The sequence below is a fragment of the Glycomyces luteolus genome (genome assembly GCF_027622875.1).
GTDB classification, from domain to species: Bacteria; Actinomycetota; Actinomycetes; order Mycobacteriales; family Micromonosporaceae; genus Glycomyces; species Glycomyces luteolus.
Window position 1 is genome coordinate 1 of the sequence record NZ_JAPZVP010000035.1, and the last position, 16,769, is coordinate 16,769.

At 68.5% G+C, this 16,769-nt stretch carries 13 protein-coding genes; 1 reads left to right on the forward strand and 12 read right to left on the reverse strand.

Going from position 1 to position 16,769, the window contains the following annotated elements; genetic code table 11:
• Nucleotides 1-1,097: 1,097 nt before the first annotated feature.
• From O1R50_RS25750 to O1R50_RS25760, 3 genes are all read right to left on the reverse strand, one after another.
• Entirely contained in the window at nucleotides 1,098-1,928 is an 831-nt protein-coding gene (locus O1R50_RS25750; RefSeq protein WP_270113126.1) for a hypothetical protein, read from the reverse strand.
• Between the two features lie 336 nt (nucleotides 1,929-2,264).
• Nucleotides 2,265-3,443, reverse strand: coding sequence for a VOC family protein (locus O1R50_RS25755; protein WP_270113127.1), 1,179 nt, complete (start codon nucleotides 3,441-3,443; stop codon nucleotides 2,265-2,267).
• A gap of 27 nt (nucleotides 3,444-3,470) precedes the next feature.
• Nucleotides 3,471-4,184 carry a TetR/AcrR family transcriptional regulator gene (locus O1R50_RS25760; RefSeq protein ID WP_270113128.1) on the reverse strand — a complete coding sequence of 238 codons (714 nt, stop codon included), beginning with the start codon at nucleotides 4,182-4,184 and terminating at the stop codon, nucleotides 3,471-3,473.
• Nucleotides 4,185-4,329: 145 nt separating this feature from the next.
• On the opposite strand from O1R50_RS25760, the gene O1R50_RS25765 reads away from it, so the two are divergent.
• Complete coding sequence (locus tag O1R50_RS25765; protein ID WP_270113129.1) at nucleotides 4,330-5,106, forward strand: class I SAM-dependent methyltransferase; 777 nt, start codon at nucleotides 4,330-4,332, stop codon at nucleotides 5,104-5,106.
• Between the two features lie 4 nt (nucleotides 5,107-5,110).
• Here the strand turns inward: O1R50_RS25765 and clpB are convergent, their stop codons facing one another.
• From clpB to O1R50_RS25810, 9 genes are all read right to left on the reverse strand, one after another.
• A complete protein-coding gene (clpB, locus tag O1R50_RS25770) occupies nucleotides 5,111-7,714 on the reverse strand; it encodes an ATP-dependent chaperone ClpB (RefSeq protein WP_270113130.1) in 2,604 nt (867 codons plus the stop codon).
• A gap of 230 nt (nucleotides 7,715-7,944) precedes the next feature.
• Entirely contained in the window at nucleotides 7,945-8,352 is a 408-nt protein-coding gene (locus tag O1R50_RS25775; RefSeq protein WP_270113131.1) for a hypothetical protein, read from the reverse strand.
• 148 nt (nucleotides 8,353-8,500) lie between these two features.
• Nucleotides 8,501-8,773, reverse strand: coding sequence for a hypothetical protein (locus O1R50_RS25780; RefSeq protein ID WP_270113132.1), 273 nt, complete (start codon nucleotides 8,771-8,773; stop codon nucleotides 8,501-8,503).
• 30 nt (nucleotides 8,774-8,803) lie between these two features.
• Nucleotides 8,804-9,340, reverse strand: coding sequence for a hypothetical protein (locus tag O1R50_RS25785; protein ID WP_270113133.1), 537 nt, complete (start codon nucleotides 9,338-9,340; stop codon nucleotides 8,804-8,806).
• Between the two features lie 8 nt (nucleotides 9,341-9,348).
• Nucleotides 9,349-9,816: a TNT domain-containing protein gene (locus O1R50_RS25790; RefSeq protein WP_270113134.1), complete on the reverse strand. Its 468-nt coding sequence runs from the start codon at nucleotides 9,814-9,816 to the stop codon at nucleotides 9,349-9,351.
• A 1-nt stretch (nucleotide 9,817) separates the two neighbouring features.
• On the reverse strand, nucleotides 9,818-10,351 hold the full coding sequence (locus O1R50_RS25795; protein WP_270113135.1) for a hypothetical protein: 534 nt from the start codon (nucleotides 10,349-10,351) through the stop codon (nucleotides 9,818-9,820).
• Nucleotides 10,348-10,695 carry a hypothetical protein gene (locus O1R50_RS25800; RefSeq protein ID WP_270113136.1) on the reverse strand — a complete coding sequence of 116 codons (348 nt, stop codon included), beginning with the start codon at nucleotides 10,693-10,695 and terminating at the stop codon, nucleotides 10,348-10,350. Before O1R50_RS25800 ends, O1R50_RS25795 begins: the two co-directional genes overlap by 4 nt.
• 143 nt (nucleotides 10,696-10,838) lie before the next feature.
• A complete protein-coding gene (locus tag O1R50_RS25805) occupies nucleotides 10,839-11,546 on the reverse strand; it encodes a BRCT domain-containing protein (RefSeq protein ID WP_270113137.1) in 708 nt (235 codons plus the stop codon).
• Between the two features lie 117 nt (nucleotides 11,547-11,663).
• The gene (locus tag O1R50_RS25810) at nucleotides 11,664-16,574 is read right to left on the reverse strand and encodes a DNA repair ATPase (RefSeq protein WP_270113138.1); all 4,911 of its coding nucleotides are present in this window, start codon (nucleotides 16,572-16,574) and stop codon (nucleotides 11,664-11,666) included.
• Nucleotides 16,575-16,769 lie beyond the last annotated feature (195 nt).

Here is a 16,769-nt window from a genome sequence, read left to right on the forward strand (position 1 = left end):
ACCGAGCCGTGAAAGCCATGCGAGCCGCGAAAGCGAAATGCCGAGAAAAGTTCGGAAACCGATCCCCGGTGCCGGTCTTAGGCTGCCCCAGCGGGCGACCGCTGGGGGAAGCGCCGCAACACCAAGCAGCGCAGCCCGAACCCCGAACGGGTCCGGGCCCCTCAGCACGCCCAAGACCGACCACCCACCCCAGCCCACACCCACCCGCCGCCACCCGCCCAGACCCGAAACCGAACCAACCGGGAAGCCAGAAGCGCGCCCGATCCCCTTCCCCGCCCTGTCGTCGCCGCCTGCCTGAGCCTGGACCCGATCGGGCTGGGAAGCCGGAGAGGGACCCAATCCCTGCCCCTGCCTTGTTGTCGCTGATTGGTTGAGCCTGGACCTGAGCCGACCGAGAGGCCAGAGGCGCGCCCGGTCCCCTTCCCCGCCCTGTCGTCGCTGATTGGTTGAGCCCGGACCTGAGCTGGCCGGGAGGCCGGAGGCGTACCCGACCTCATACCCCACCCTGTCGTCGCTGATTGGTTGAGCCGCAAGCACCGTCGCACCGGGAAGCCGCATCGGCTCGGTCTTCAAGAGCGCCGTCCAACCGCAAGGTCGAGGAGGTCTGGGAGTACTCGTTCTACACCCGCGGCATCGACTCGCTCCTGCTGTTTCAAAAGGAGAAGCAACCGAAGCTCGCGATCATTCTCCGAGTGGTCCACGAGAAGCTCGAAGATCCCCGGGTCGACTTCTGGCCCTATCCGGTGACCTGGGTGCGCGCCTGCTACGACCGCTCGACGCTCATGGTCGCCATCGCCGAATCCAGCGAACTCGCCGAGTGGGCGCGACAACCCATCGAGTGGGGAGTCGGCAGCGTGTCCATGCGGCCCGCCTCCGTCTGCCTCGGAGAAATCGACCCCGGAGACGGCCTCGGGCTCGGCCTCCTAACCGCTCTCTCCGACCGCGCAACGACAGAAGACCTAGGCGCAGGCCGTCGAAGCCCTTGCGGCACTGCCATTCGAGCTGGCACAACGGTCCGCCGGCATCGTCGATATCGGCAAGCGTGGCGGCCTCGCAGAGTGGCGGAAAGTAAGACGGAATGGTACCAAGATGGCATCTCAGTGAGGGCTGCCGTTCTGTCCAATCGGTCGGGCGCTTTCAGGACTACCGCTGTCGATAGGACGGAGCGCAATCCTCTGCCCTCTGAAAAGGGATGAAGGGCTGGCGTTCCATTCAATGGGCGGCCACCAGCGCGGATGCTGCCAAGTCTGGGTCAGCTCTCCGACTGAGACTCCAACGACAACGATCGACCAGCGCCGCTTGCCGACATTGATCTCGGGCAGCACCTGGCGGCCGAGCACCGCTACGACGACCTCCTCCAGACTCCGGATGCCATCAACCTTGACCGCGACGGTGACCAGACCGTCCTCGCCGTCCTCTTCCGGAGGCAGGATCCACAGCTCGGCAACGCCTGGCGCGGTGGTGCCGCGCTCCGGCGGCAACCGCCGCTCGGCGTCTCTGTTTCGGGCCCACAGCATCAGCGGGAGGATCAACATGAAGTGCCATGTGATCAAGTAGGTCAGGAGTCCATGCGCCATGCCCCAAGACTCGATCATGCTCAACGATTGGAGAAGCGACAACAGACCGCTCATAAGGCATGTCGTCAGGAAAACGCCGAAGTGCCGTTCTACTCTGAACGCGCGCATTCTTCGAGGCGCTTCCCCTTCGGGCTCCAACAAAGCAGCTCTGTCGATGAAGCCAATAACCGGATTCCGCCAAACGAAGAACGCGATCACCAGTGCCACGATCACACCCCTGGAGAGAAGCCACCTGGGCCACGTGTTCTCCAGGGCGAGCAGGGCAATCGGAAAGTAGAGCGGCAGAATGGCGAGGCACACGGCGTACTGCCAGAGCACCAGTGGCCCGACCCGACGGATCACGCGGTTCATGCGGGTGTTCCCGATCCGGCGCGCAGGCGTAGTGCGCCGCCCGCGGGGAACGGCTCGTCCGGGTCTACTGACCACTCGATCGGCGGCCACCAGCGCGGGTGCTCCCAACCGGCCCAATCGCCCGCGGCAAGGACGGTGAACACGACGGTGAAGGACGAAGCGGCGAAGAAGAAGCCCTCTCGCAAGGAGGTTGCGACCGCCGAACTGGCCGCGACGGGGACCGACACTATGAGGAAACCCGTCGGGCGGCTGAAGTCAGCTGCGATTGCCGGTGGTCGTCCATTCATGCGCGAGTCAGCAGAGCCTGGCTGACTCCCTGGAAGCAAGCCGGAAGCCCTATGAGCAGGAGCAGTGCGAGAAACGCTCCGAGGGATCCGCGAAGTGGTCCGTCAAGCGACAGTCGGGAGGCAATTGCGAGAGCACCGAGCCAGGGCAGCAGCGTTCCGAACTGCCAGAGGAGTACTGGGCCGAAGCGGTGGACCGAGGGTCGCATGGCGAGGGGCTTTCCAGTTGCAATAACGAGGGATGCCCACGGTATGCGGCAGGGGTGGCTTGGCGCAAGAGGATCGGTGTTCCGTGGGCGGCGTCGGCCGGGATGAAGGGTTCTCCGGCCGGGGACTTTCTCAGGTCGGTGCCTCTGGCGCGAAGCAACTCTTCGGTGGCGGCGAGGTCGGCGACTTCGATGGCGTACGCGCTCAAGGACGAGGATCTGGGCGCCTCGCCTGGCAGTCGTTCGGCGAAGCGGCGCGGGGTGGTGATCGTGAGTCGGTGCGCGCCAAGCTCAATGGTGCGCATGTCGCCGTGTCCGGTCGGGATTCGGTTCAGGTACATCCCGTAGCGGTCGGCGGTGGCGTCGAGATCGCCGTCGTCCACGCAGAGCACACCCTCGGCCAGGCCGATCGCGCCGTTGGGATGGTCGAGGCCGGTCTGGGCGTCGAGCAGTTCGGGCGGGGCGTCTTCGGCGGCGCCGATGCGGCCTTCGGGAAGCAAGCCGGACTGGTCGTCGCTGATTTCGAGGTACTTGATCGGGGCGAGGCTGGTGCCAGCTGCGGTGGTGATCGGCCGCTGGGCGGGGCGGGCTCCGGTGTGGCCGATGTTGATCGAGGTGAGACGGGCGGCGGTTCGGTCGGCGTCGACGGTGGAGAAGATGAGGATGTGCGCGCCCTCGGATCGGTGCAGTCGCGTTTCGAGGGCCGCGACCGTGCCGCGAATGGCCGTCCGGGTGGCCGCGAGCTGGTCGTCAGGGACTTGGAGCGGGACGAGTCGGGCATCGGCGGGGAGCTGGTCACGATCCTCAGGAGCGAATGCGAGCAGTTCGATGAAGCCACGTGAGAAGTCGGCGTGGGTGTTGCCGGCACCGATCGGCTCGGGTTCGGCGTCGGGCGCTGGCGGGAGGGCGGGATAGGCCGGTGATCCGATGTCGAATCCGAGTCGGCGGAAGGTGTCGATCGCGGCGTCCATGTCATGGACGACCAGGCCGACGTGGTGGAGGCCGGTGATATCGTTGGCGGACATGCGGGTGTGCCCTCTCTGGTGCGGGTGTCAGTCGGCGGCGGTGCCGTAGGCGAGGCGGTCGAATTGGGCCGCAAGGCGTTCGAACGCTTCGACGGCCCGAGGTACTGCGGAGGCGCAGCGGGCGGGGGCCGGTGTCCTGGCCGGTTCGAAAGAGCGGCGGAGAACCTCGGCGAACAGATCCGCGCGGCGTTCGAGACCGGCGTCGGGGTCGTCGCTCAGTAGTGTTGTGGCGGCGAAGAAGCCGTAGGCGATGGCCTGCACGGCCTGGTCGATGTCCGCCAGGTCGAGGTCGTGGCGCAGGAGCCGGTGGTCGCGCAGGGCGGCAAGGTAGTCGTCGGCGGCGATCAGCTTGGTCTCGGCCAGCCCGGCGCGGGCGGGGTGGTTCATGAATGCGGTCAGGTCGGCCTCGTCGGTGATGAAGATCGACCGCAGGATCGGGCGTCCCATGGCTTCCAGGTACAGCCGCCGAAGGTAGCGGTGGAGGACCACCTCGGCCGGATCGACGCAGATCGCGGCGATGACGGTGCGGTACATGGCGGCCGCCTCCCGGGCGCCGACGGCCAGCAGCAGATGCTCGCGGCTGTTCCAGTGCAGGTAGACGGTCCCCTTGCCGACCCCGGCCCGCCCCGCGACTTGGTCGATGCGCAGTCCGGGCGGGCCGACCTCCGCGAGCAGCGCCGCTGCGGCGTCCAGGAGCGCATCGGCGCGCTGGCGGAGATCCGCTCGCTGGGTCTTCGCCATACCCGTCCTCCGATGCCGCTTCAACTCGTGACCAGAACAGTATCATGGTCACGAGTTTCGGCGATCGGACGAGCTGCGGATGCGCCTCGCTCACCGCGCGGACAAACGATTTGGTGCATTGAGGACTGGTCGATACTCTGCGTGAATGGACTGGGTCAAGGACTTCTACGAAGGCAGCGTCCGATGGTGGGGCGAGGCCGAGTCGGTGATCGGCGAGCGTGATCGGCGGCGGGTCGCCCTGCTCCATCGACTGCTCGGCGACGCGCCGAAGACGATTCTCGATCTGGGTTGCGGCTCGGCGACGACGGCCGCCGCGTTCGCGCAGGCAGGGCATCGGGTCGTCGGCGTCGACCTGGTCGACCGGTCGGGTTTCACCGCACCGCTCATCGCGCAGGCCGTCCCCGGCGCGCTCCGAGTGCTCCAGGCTGACTTCTACGAGGTCGACCTCGGCGAGCGGTTCGACGTGGTGACCTACTGGAACGGTTTCGGCATCGGCGACGACCGCGACCAGCGCCGACTGCTTCGCCGCATCGCCGCCGAATGGCTGACCGAGGAGGGCACGGCGATGATCGACGTGTTCAACCCGCTGGTGTGGGCGGCGTGGCATGGCGATGTCGAGCATCGCCCGGCGATCCCCGAGGCGGGGTACCACCATGACCTGTTCGAGCGCAACGGCTTCGATCCGGTGTCCAACCGAGCGGAGCTGACGTGGGCCGATGCCGCCGACGCCGAGGAGCGGTTCACCCAGTACTTGCGCTGCTACAGCCCGGCCGACCTGCGGCTGCTACTCGAAACCACAGGTCTGCGCCTCCATCGGATCGTGGCCGGTGAGGAACCGCTCGACCCCGCGGCCGTCCACACCGGCCACCTGCCGCTGCTCGAAGAGCACTACGAGTACCTGGCGGTGCTCAAACCCGACTGAAGGCCTAGCCCTTGGTGACAGTGAGCTTGTCGCCCTGGTCGTCCACGCCGACGTGGACGGTGTCGCCGTCGATGATCTTGCCTTCGAGGAGCTCGCGGGAGAGCGGGTCGCCGATCGAGGACTGGATGAGGCGGCGCAGGGGGCGGGCTCCGTAGACCGGGTCGAAGCCTCGGTCGGCGAGCCAGGACTTCGCCGCGTCGTTGACGTCCAGCCTCAACCGCCTGGTCTCCATGCGGTGCTCCAGGAATCGAAGCTGGACGTCCACGATCGCTTTCAGCTGCTCGTGTTCGAGAGCGTGGAAGATGACGATGTCGTCGAGGCGGTTGAGGAACTCCGGCTTGAAGTGGGTGCGGATCGCGGCCATGACCTGGTCGCGCTTCGCGGTGTCTTCGAGGAGCGGGTCGGTGAGCGCCTGCGAGCCGAGGTTCGAGGTCATGATGAGGATGACATTGCGGAAGTCGACCGTGCGGCCCTGGCCGTCGGTGAGGCGGCCGTCGTCCAGGACCTGGAGGAGCGTGTCGAACACGCGCGGGTGGGCCTTCTCGACCTCGTCGAGGAGGACCACGGAGTAGGGGCGGCGGCGCACCGGCTCGGTGAGCTGCCCGCCCTCCTCGTAGCCGACGTAGCCGGGCGGGGCGCCGATGAGGCGGGCCGTCGAGTGCTGCTCGGTGTATTCGCCCATGTCGATGCGGATCATGGCGCGGTCGTCGTCGAACATGAACTGCGCCAAGGCCTTCGCGAGCTCGGTCTTGCCGACGCCCGTGGGCCCGGCGAAGATGAACGAGCCGGTGGGCCGGTTCGGGTCGGACAGGCCCGCCCGGGCGCGCCGCAGGGCGTCGGAGACGACCGTGACCGCTTCGAGCTGGCCCACGACGCGCTCGCCCAGGACCTCCTCGGCGTGCAGGAGCTTGTGCGTCTCCGATTCCTGGAGGCGCCCGGCGGGGATGCCGGTCCAGGCGCTGACGACGTCGGCGATCTCGTCGGCGTCGATCTCCTCTTTGAGCATCGGCTGGTGGGCCGGGTCGGTGTCGGCGCTCGCGAGTTCCGCTTCCGCGGCGGTGAGCTGCTGCTCGAGTTCGGGGATGCGGCCGTAGCGCAGCTGCGCGGCCTTCTCGAGGTCGTATTCGCGTTCGGCGCGTTCGGCCTGGGTGCGCAGGTCGTCGAGTTCCTCTTTCAACTCGGAGACCTTGCCGATGCGGCTCTTCTCGGACTCCCATTGGCGGGAGAGGGCCGCGAGCTTCTCGCGTTCGTCGGCGAGTTCGCGCTGGAGGAACGCGAGCCGCTCGGCTGAGGCCGGGTCGTCCTTCTCGTTCTGGAGGGCGGTCTCCTCGATCTCGAGGCGGCGGACGGCGCGCTCGATCGTGTCGATCTCCTCGGGGCGCGAGTCGATCTCGATGCGGAGGCGGCTGGCGGCCTCGTCGACGAGGTCGATGGCCTTGTCCGGGAGCTTGCGGTCCTGGAGGTAGCGGTCCGAGAGCTGGGCGGCGGCGACGAGCGCGGAGTCGGTGATGCGCACGCCGTGGTGGACCTCGTAGCGCTCCTTGAGGCCGCGGAGGATCGCGACGGTGTCCTCTACGGACGGCTCGCCGACGTACACCTGCTGGAAGCGGCGTTCGAGGGCGGCGTCCTTCTCGATGTGCTCGCGGTACTCGTTGAGGGTGGTGGCGCCGATCATGTGGAGTTCGCCGCGGGCGAGGGCGGGCTTGAGCATGTTCCCGGCGTCCATGGAGCCCTCGGACTTGCCGGCGCCGACCATGGTGTGGAGCTCGTCGATGAACGGGATGATCTCGCCGTCAGAGGATTTGATCTCCTCCAGGACGGACTTGAAGCGCTCCTCGAACTGGCCCCGGTACTGCGCGCCGGCGATCATGCTGGCGAGGTCGAGGAGCATGACGCGGCGGTCGCGCAGCGACTCGGGCACGTCTCCGGCGACGATGCGCTGGGCGAGGCCCTCGACGATGGCGGTCTTGCCGACGCCGGGCTCGCCGATGAGGACCGGGTTGTTCTTGGTGCGGCGGGAGAGGACCTGGATGACGCGGCGGATCTCGGTGTCGCGGCCGATCACGGGGTCCACTTTGCCGGAGCGGGCGGTCTCGGTGAGGTCGACGGCGTACTTCTCGAGGGCCTTGTAACCCTGCTCGGGGTCGGCGGTGGAGATCTTGCGGTCGCCGCCGCGCAGGGTGGGGAAGGCGCTGATGAGCTTCTTGTCGGTGGCGCCGTGCTCGGCCAGGAAGGTGCCGACGTCGCCGCCGGCCTGGACGAGGCCGGTGATGAGGTGCTCGGTGGAGACGTACTCGTCGCCGTAGTCGGTGGCGAGCTTGTCGGCGGCGTTGATGGCGCGCAGGGATTCGCGGGCCATGGACGGCTCGGAGACGGACGGCCCGGAGGCCGACGGGAGCTCGTCGATACGCCGCTCGGTCTCGGCCGAGACGGTGCCGGGGGTGACGCCCACGAGCTGGAGGAGGCCGGGCGCGGTGGAGCCGTCGACGGTGAGGAGCGCGTCCAGGAGGTGCCAAGGTTCGACGGCCGGGTTCCCTCCGGCGGCCGCGGTGCGCGCGGCCTGGGAGATCACTTCTCGGCTCTTGGTGGTCAAACGGTTGACGTCCACGGTTCCCCTGCTCCTCTAGGCTGTCTGGAAGGAATGCTGTCCCAAGGAATACGGGCCTCTTCCGCTCCGCCAGTCGATGCACCGGGGCGCGGCTGCCGAAGCGACCCAAAGTTGAGTGTATCCGACTCAACTTCTGGGCACCGCTCGATGCGTTTCGCCCGTAGCGTAAAGCCTCGGACCGGTCGGTCCGGGTCGTACAGCCGACGTGGCGCGCCGAAACCGCGAATCGCTCACCGATCGGCGGCCAGCGCCTCCGCGGTGACTCCGGTGGCCAGCTGCGTCCTCCTCCACCATTTGATCCGATGGGGGAAGGCCGACTCGGCGGCGGCGAAGTCACCGCGGTGGTCGATCCTGCTGGTGCGCTTTCCGTCCTTCATCAGGAAGGACAGCCAGCGCCCGTCCTCTTCGATGAGGCACCAGGCGCCCTCCCGGACTTCGCCGATGCTGAAATGGGCGGTGCCGACGCCGAACGCCCGGATCCGCCCTTCGACGGGGACGCGTTCGCGCGCGAAGTACTCCTGCAGCGGCCCGTTCGCTTTGGCGCCGTCCGGGCTGGAGCGGTATTCCTCTTCGATGAGCAGGCGGAGCACGTGCTTGCATGCATCGTGTTCATCGCGGAACCTGTTGACGGGCGTCATGTGGCCCTCGAACTTGGGGCAGACGATCCAGGAGCCGTCGACCCGCTCGATGGAGACGGCGTCCTTGCGGACGACGCCGATCGAGTAGTGGGCGGTGCCGTAGCCCCTGACGGCCAGGTGCTCGGGCAGGGTGGCGATGCTAAGCGGGTTAACGGTCGCGGGCCAGGTTGCTCAGGTCGAGGCCGAAGCGCTCGTATTGGGCGCGTTGGGACTCGAATCGCTGGACGATGTAGCGGGCGGCGTCCTCTTCGGAGATCGGCTGGTAGAACTCCTGTTTTCTGCCATTCGACAGGAAATACAGCTCCCAGCCGTCTCCGGCCCGGACCACGCAGAACTTCCCCTCGACGGCCTCGCCAATGGAGTAGTGCCAGCGGCCGACGCCCAAATCGCGCAGTTTTGCGTCGACTTCATCCATCCGCATGATTGCCTCCCTTGTCCAACGGGCGCGCGGTCACCGGTCGGCCGCCAGTACTTCCGGGTCCACGCCGGCGGCGGCCTGCTCCCGCTGCCACGACCGCAGCCGTCGGAACAGGACCGATTCGGCGGTGTCGAAGTCCTTGCCGAACTCCGACTCCTTGATCCGCACGCCGTTCTCCATCCGGATGACCAGCCACTTGCCGCCCTCCTCGATTAGGCACCAGGCGTTGTCGGCGATTTCCCCGATGCGGTAGTGGGCGCTGCCCACGCCCAGGGCGCGAATGCGGTCCTCGACCGAGACTCGTTCCCGCGCCAGGTCCTCCACAGGCCACCCCTCGGCACGGCGGGATTCCAGCATCTCTTCGAAGGATCCAATGACGTACCGGCACACCTCGTCCTCGTCGCTGAAGGTGAGGACGTTATTCCATTGGCCGCGCTCCTGGTAGTACACGACCCACGAACTGCCGGACTGCTCGATGCAGAGGCTGTTCTCGCGTCCGACGCCGATCGAGTACAGACCCGTGCCGATGCCCATGGCGGCCAAGCGCGCGGGCAGGTCAGATATGAGCATGTGCCACCTTATTTCGTAACCTGGACTCGGCGAAGGAACGGGGGGTCCGCGTTCAGGAGATCGCTGACCTTCATCGGTCGGATATCGTGCTGGATCCCGCCGCCAGGGTATCCCTGGGCCTCCGTGATCTCGCTGGACATGGTGTTGAAAGGCCGAGCGACCTCGTAGACGTAGTAGCCCTCGCCGTACGAGTCCTCCATGATGGCCCGCTGCTCGTACGGGGTCCCGGTCGGCGAGAGCCAGGATCCGTGCTCCCCGCCGAACCGGTCGATGGTGGTGCCCGGTCGAAGCGTCTCCCAGCGGCGGTTCACGCCCTCTTTCCCGGGATCGGGCCAGCCCTCGCGGAAATCGTCGCTCGCCTCCACGAACGTCGGCTTGGGGAAGTCCTGCGTACTGGTCGGCACCAGCGGCGGCGCGGCAGGCCAGCCGGCCCCGGGCGTGTGCTTGAACGGTCGGTTCATCGCGATGGGCGGCATGTCAGGCTCCCGTTCCGGCGGCGATGCGGATGGTGGTGGCGCAGGAGACGTCCTGGGCGATGATCGCCGCGTACTGGGAGATGAGGGCCATGGTGAACGACATGGCTCCGGCCTGGTAGGCGGCGAGGACCGCGGGGGCGCCGACGTTGGCGGCCGAGACCTGCTGCCACTGGCTGGGCCCGAGGATGACCATCGGCGAGGGAAGCACTTTGTATCCGATCGACTCGGCCATCTGCTTCGTCATCTTGAGCGCCTGGACGTTGGCCATCATCGACGTGCCCATCGAGGTGAGAGCCCCTCCGGCCACGTTCATCTCGGCCTGGTTCATGGTGTCGAACTCGATCACCCTCCGCTGCCAGCCGGCGAGTTTGTCGTAGTCATTGCCCTCCCAGGCGCTCGCGAGACCCGCGATGGTCTCCAAGTACGTCGCCGTGTGGAGCATGATCTCAGAGGCCGTGGACATGACCTTGGTGCCGAGCTGGATGAATTTGGACGGGTCGGCGTCGAGGCACTGCTGGAACGTCGGCATCGTCATGCGCCTCCGGCGATGCGCGGCACTCTGAAGGACGACAGTTCCGCGGCGATCGCGTCGATAGCGGACTCTGTCGCCTTGTCCGCGTCGTCCCAGTCCTCGGCGCAGTCCTTGATCGCGTCGACCTCGAACTCGATGTGCTCCTTGTAGTGCTCCATCGCTTTCGCGACCTCGTCGGCCAGGCTCTCGCCGGCCTCGCCGGTCATGAAGCCGCGGTTGGCCTGATCGGCCTGTCTCGCTTCGGTCTTGAGGTCGCTGGGGATCTGCGTCGCGTCGGGAGCGTGCGAACTCAGCCGCTGCGAAGCCGACCGCAGCTCCTCGGTGTAGACGCTGAACTTGCCGGGCACTCGTTACCTCCAGGGGGGGAAGGCCGAAAAGTCCTCCTGATGATATGAGAGCGCCGCCACGATCTCCATAGTCGGCAGAGCCCAATGGACGGCAAGAGGGCCCCGGACCGTGCGGTCCGGGGCCCTCTTCGACTGCTTCGCCGCTACTTCCTGGCGGCGCTCATCCCGAAGATCGACTTGATCTTGTCGAGGAGGGACGGCTTGGAGCCCTTCTCGTCGGACTTCGCGTCGGTCTCGATGGCGGGGGCGTCCGCCTGGGACGGGACCGTCTTCTCGGGGTCGGCCGCGGCCTCCTCCGGCTCGTCGATCGCCTCGGCGACCGGCTCCACGACGACGTCCTCGGCCTTGGGCTCGGCCTCGACCTCGACCTCTGCGACGGGCTCGGGTTCCGGTTCGGCCTCGGCGACCGGCTCGGGCTCCTCGACCTCCGGTTCGGGCTCGACCGCTTCAGCGGCGGGCTCGGGTTCGGGCTCGACCGCTTCAGCGGCCGGTTCCGGTTCGGGCTCGGGCTCGGCGGTGGGCTCGGGGTCCACGACCGCAACCGGGGTCTCGGCGGGGGCCTCCTCGAGTTCGGCCTCCAGGACCTCGTCGACCTCGTCCTCCGCGCCCGCGACCAGCAGCGCCTTGAACTCGTCGACCGAGAGGACCGGCACACCGGCCTCCTCGGCCTTCTTCAGGCGCGCCTCGGTGGGCTTGACCGTGTCGTCGGCGACCAGGTGCGTCACGGTCTTGGTGAACTGTTTGGCGAGGGCGACATCGGCGTCGGACTCGGCGATGAGGCGGGCAGTTTCGGCGTCGGGGCCGGTGCCCAAGACGATGATCCGGACCTTATCTCCCGTCTTCGTCGGCACGGGGGACCTCCCTTATTCGGTGGTTTGCGGCTGCAGGGGCACTACGGGCATTGCGCCTTAAGCTTTTGCTCAAGAGCGTACCGGGTGCCCAGCTCGCACCGGACCAGCGGAGAGAACTTATTCGCGCTCGACGGCGCTCCTTTGTTGCAGGGCGGTTTCGATGCCCTTCACGCGGTCGGAGAGCAAGGTGATGGCACCGACCGCTCTCGACATTGGATCGTCGCTCGCGCCGCCGAGGGTCTGCTCGCGGCGGAAGGCCTCCTTCACGGCCTCCCAGCGGGCGGCGCGCTCGGGGGTGAGGCGGCCGCGCAGGTCGGCGAGCTTCAGGAGGTTGGCCTCCGCGCCGGACGCGAGGGTCTGGGCCTCACCGGCGTAGTGGTCGTCGATGACCGCTTCGAGCTCGTCGTCGTTCATCACCGGGACGACGCGCTCGGCGAGCCGGTTCATGTTGCGGTAGGAGCCCTGCAGGAGGAACGGCGGCTCGGTGCGCGCGCTGTCGTCCATCGCCGCTGAGGCGATGTACGCCAGGTTGTTGCCGAGCACGGTCTTCTGGATCCGCACGAGCTTGCGCAGCACGGAGAGCAGCTGGTCGAGCTCGCCCGCGCTGTAGGGGTGCTTGAGCGATTCGGGCGCCGCGGTCGGGTCGCCGTTGGCGAGGCGGATGAGGATCGACGTGTCGGAGCGCTCGCGCCCGGCGAGCGGCGCGGTGACCTTGTTGGAGGTGAGCGCGTTCTCGATGTAGGACTGGGCGAACACCTGGTCGCGCCCGGAGAGGACGTCGCCGAGGTTCCACACGTCGGCGCGGTTGGCGAGCATGTCCGGGATGCGGAACTTCTGCCCGGCCTCGGTGTACGGGTTGCCGGCCATGCACACCGCGAACCGCTTGCCGCGCAGGTCGTACGTGCGGGTGCGGCCGTTCCAGACGCCCTCCATCTTGCGCTGCGCGTCGCACAGCGAGATGAACTTCTGCAGCAGCTCGGGGTTGGTGTGCTGGATGTCGTCGAGGTAGAGCAGCACGTTGTTGCCGCATTCGAGCGCGAAGTTGATCTTCTCGACCTCGGCGCGGGCGGTCGCGTTCGGCGCGTCCTCGGGGTCGACCGAGACCGTCTCGTGGCCGAGCGCGGGGCCGTTGACCTTGACCAGGAGCATCCCGAGCCGGTCGGCGACGTACTCCATGAGGGTGGTCTTGCCGTAGCCGGGCGGGGAGATGAGCATGAGCATCCCCGACTGGTCGGTGCGGCGGCCCTCGCCCGATCCGGCGCCGATCTGCTTGGCGAGGTTCGAGCCGATCAACGGCAGGTACACGTCGTCGATGAGCTGGTTGCGCACGAACCCGGCCATCGTCTTCGGCTTGAACTCCTCGACGCGCAGCTTGCGGCGGTGGCCTTCGATGAGTTCGCCGCGGCGGCGCTGGTAGGCGCGGTAGCCGGGGAGCACGGTGCGGCGGAACCGCCCGGTGCGCGCGAGGAACTCGTCGAGGCGCAGCCGCAGGACGCGGCCCTCGATGCGCGAATGGGTGCCGAGCAGGCCGGTGACCTGGCTGGAGAGCTCGGCGGTGACGTCGTACGTGTCGACCTCGGCGAGGATCACCGCGAGCGCCTCGGGGAGGTCCGCCTCGTCGAAGCCCTCGGGTTCGGCCTGGCGCAGGAACGATTCGAGCCAGACGGCGGCGAGCTCCCATTTGGAGGTCATGTCGCCTTCGAGCGCGCGCAGGTCGGATTCGAAGTCCGCCTTGGCGCCCGGGCCGATCTGGCGTTCGAACGCGGCCAGGAGCGAGCGCGCCCGCTGCGAGACGGCGAAGCCGCCGCTGGGGTCGGCGAGCTCCTCGACCAGGTACTCCCCCGCGAGGTCGGGGTCGACCTCGAGCGGCAGGAGCGTGTTGTTGAGGTAGTGGTTGACGGCCTCGCCGAGGTCCGCGCCGAGGTCGGCGAGGGCGTCGGCGCGGCCGAACACGGCGCGGGCGCGCGCGAGGGACCGGGCCTGGGTGCGGATCGCGATCCGCTCCTCCTTGGGGATGCCGTGGCCCCAGTAGAGCTGGGCCGCGGCGCGTTCGGCGGAGCGGTAGCGCAGGAGCCCGGAGGCGGCGTAGAGGCGCAGGGCCTCGGCGAGGATCGCGGCGGCGTCGGCGTCGTGGACGCCGCGCTCGTAGCCCTCGTCGTAGCGTTCGGCCGCGGCGGCGGAGGTGAACGCGGGCAGGTCTTCGGCGAGGAGCTTCGCGGGGCCGTGCTCGGCGAGGAGGGCGGCCGCGAGGTGCTCGGCGCGGTAGACCTCGTTGTTCTCCGAGGGCAGGAACTGGTGCCAGTAGGGTTTCGTGTCGGCGAAGCCGGGGTCGGTGACGACGTGGCGGTAGTCGGTGCCGGTGAGGGAGAACGCGAGCGCGTCTCCGGAGGGCACGAGGGTGAGGTCGAGCGGCTGGGTGTTGACGGGGATGCGGTGCTCGCCGAACTTGACGGCGTCGCCGTCGAAGAGGTCGAGCCGGTCGCTCAGCGCCCGCCCGGCCTCGGCGCGGGCGGCGCTGATGCGGCCCTCGATCTCCTCGGCGCGCACGGTGTCGTCGAGGCCGCGCAGCTCGGTGATGACCTTGCGGAGGCGCTCGACCATCGGATCGGTCGCGAAGTACGTGTTGACTTCATCCAGCGAGGACAGTGTGGCGGTGCGGCGGGCCACGGCTTCGAGGATGCGGTCGGCGGACTGCGCGAGCTGCTCGGCCCGGCGGGCGGCCTCGTCGAGGAGGTGCTGCTTGCGGCCGGAGAACGCCTCGTAGACGTCGGTGCGCTTGTCCGAGAGCTGCTGGAGGAACTCGTCGAAGTCCGCGAAGCGGGTCTCGAGGTTCTCGACGGTGAGCAGGAGGCGGCCCAGCTGCTCGTCGCACGCGGCGGGCGTGTCGGCGGCGGCGATCGCGGCCGTCACCGACTGCCCGAGCAGCGCGAATTCGGCCGCGAACTCCGCTTTCCCTTCGCCCACGGCCAGTTCGCGGCGGCGGGCGGCGAGGGTCGCGCGGGCGCGGTTGACGGCGGCGAGCACTTCGGAGACGCGCCCGAGGATCGCGGTTCGCACGACGGCGTCGCCGATCTCCAGGGTCGCGACGACCTCGGTGAGGGTCTCGAGGCCCCGCTGGCGTTCGTCGAGGTCGGCCAGCAACGGGTCCGATTCCGCGACGGAGGCGATGCCCTCGGCCTTGCGTTCGAGGTCGGCGACCTGCTCGAAGTACGCGGTGAACGCGTCCTCCCGCTCAAGGAACGCGACGGCGCGCCTGCCGGTGGCGTCGAGCGTCTCGGTGACCTCGGCGGCGAGCTTGTCGAGGCCCGCGAGGTCGATGTAGCGGGTCTCGCGGAGGGTCACGAGGTGGCCGCCGGCGCCGCGGAGCTCGGCGAGGAGCGCGACCCAGTCCCCGGCGGACTTGGGGGCCTCGCCGCGGGCGCGGCGCAGGAGCTTGACCGTGTCGGTCTGGGCGAGTTCGAGGGCCTTCTTCGCTTCGGCGGTGAGCTCGGCGACCGTGGCGTACTCGTCGAGCACGGCCTCGGCGGTGTCGCGGACCTTGGCGAGGCTCTCGTCGAGGCCGTGGAGGCCGTCGTCGCCGAGCCACGGGTAGTCGTCGAGGCAGCGGGTGGCGGCGGCGATGAGCGCTTCGAAGACCGCCTGGGCGGGCTGCATCTCGCGGACCATGCGGGCCACGGAGAGCGCGTCGGAGACGGCCCGCACGGCCTCGGCGTTGCCGATGCGGTGCACGGGGGTGTCGCCGGTTTCGGTCGCGGCGGCGTACGCCTCGGAGACGAACGGGGTCGACCAGATCTGCATCGGATGGACGCGGGTGGCCTCCTCGCCGGTGAAGCGGAAGGCCGCGAGGGTGCCGTCGTCGAACACCGCGTAGCCGTGGACGCTCATCGGAGCGGCCACTTCCTTGCGGATGACGTTGTACGGCAACAGGAGCGAGCGGCCCTCGGCCTCGTGGTAGAAGATGAAGAGGACGTCTTCGCCGTTGGGCGAGCGGATCACGCGCTTGAAGCGGAGGTCCGCGACATCGTGGTCGAAGGTCTTGAGCTTGCCCTCGTTGAGGTAGTAGCCGCCGGGGAAGATGAGGCCGTGGTCCTCGGGGAGGCGGCGGCAGGCCTGGCCGATCGCGTCGGCGCGCACGATGGTGCCGGTGCGGGAGTTGAAGATCAGGTACCGGGTGACGGTCTCCTTGTAGGGGAGGATCTTCAGCAGGATGAGCGGGCCGATGCGGGCGTAGGCGATGTCGGCGTCGGCGAGGGACTGGAGGGGCTCGGCGACGGGCTCGGCGTAGATGCCCTCGCCGGACTCGGTGTTGTCCTCGATCTTCACGGTGAGGTCGCCGTTGATGCACTCGACGAAGATCTCGTCCTCGATCGAGACGTGCGGGTGGCGGCCGGTGACGTGGTGCTCGCGGCCGGTGGGGGTCCACGCGAAGTCGTAGGGGTCGGGCCAGACGGCGTCCGCGTCGCCACGGGCGTCCATATAGGCCGGTTCCTTGCCGGCGGCGAGCTGCCAGCGCAGGACGCGCTGGTCGGTGAGCTGCTCGCCGATCTTGAAGACGGCGAGGAGGCGGCCGTCGACTTCGCGGACCTGGAGGAGCTCGGTGGACCGGTAGTACCGGTACATCTCGGTGAAGTCGGCGGTGAACTTGGGCTGGTCGAGGAGGTGCCCGGCCTCGGTCACTTCGGTGAAGGCGAACTCGTTGCCGTCGCGCTTGAAGTCATGAAGGGTGAAGACGTCGCCCACGTTGGTCTGGGACTTCAATCCCATGTGGACGTTGTAGCCGAAGAGGAGGCGGTCGCCGACACGGGCGATGTCGCGGGGCACGCAGTTGTTGGCGGTGCGGATGCGGGTGGTGCCCAGGAGGGTGAGCCCGGTGGAGCCGAAGGCGTCGGTACGAGCGGTGTTGAGCGCTTCGGCGCGCCCGGCGAGCTCGTCGGCGAAGTCGGCGAGGCGCGACGAGAGGACCTCGTAGGTGCCTGCGTCGAGGGCGGCAGCGGCGGGCGCTTCGGTGGCGGGCTTCTCTTCGGCCATGGCTTCCCCTGGTGGCGTTCGATTGCGGGCTCTGGGGTGGAGGTGCGGGTGGTGGCGCGCGGGCGGGTGGCGCCGGGCGGGCCGGGCGCGGGCCTCGCGGCCCGCTGACGCGGCCGGGCGGGATATAGGGCGTGCCCCTTCCCACCCGCATCCACCTCCGACCAACCGAAGAAATGGGACGACTCTCCCACACGG

Coding starts and splice junctions, on each gene's coding strand:
- O1R50_RS25750 (WP_270113126.1), bottom strand. CDS start 1,928: ATGAACCGCGTGATCCGTCGGGTCGGGCCACTGGTGCTCTGGCAGTAC.
- O1R50_RS25755 (WP_270113127.1), bottom strand. CDS start 3,443: ATGTCCGCCAACGATATCACCGGCCTCCACCACGTCGGCCTGGTCGTC.
- O1R50_RS25760 (WP_270113128.1), bottom strand. CDS start 4,184: ATGGCGAAGACCCAGCGAGCGGATCTCCGCCAGCGCGCCGATGCGCTC.
- O1R50_RS25765 (WP_270113129.1), top strand. CDS start 4,330: ATGGACTGGGTCAAGGACTTCTACGAAGGCAGCGTCCGATGGTGGGGC.
- O1R50_RS25775 (WP_270113131.1), bottom strand. CDS start 8,352: ATGACGCCCGTCAACAGGTTCCGCGATGAACACGATGCATGCAAGCAC.
- O1R50_RS25780 (WP_270113132.1), bottom strand. CDS start 8,773: ATGCGGATGGATGAAGTCGACGCAAAACTGCGCGATTTGGGCGTCGGC.
- O1R50_RS25785 (WP_270113133.1), bottom strand. CDS start 9,340: ATGCTCATATCTGACCTGCCCGCGCGCTTGGCCGCCATGGGCATCGGC.
- O1R50_RS25790 (WP_270113134.1), bottom strand. CDS start 9,816: ATGCCGCCCATCGCGATGAACCGACCGTTCAAGCACACGCCCGGGGCC.
- O1R50_RS25795 (WP_270113135.1), bottom strand. CDS start 10,351: ATGACGATGCCGACGTTCCAGCAGTGCCTCGACGCCGACCCGTCCAAA.
- O1R50_RS25810 (WP_270113138.1), bottom strand. CDS start 16,574: ATGGCCGAAGAGAAGCCCGCCACCGAAGCGCCCGCCGCTGCCGCCCTC.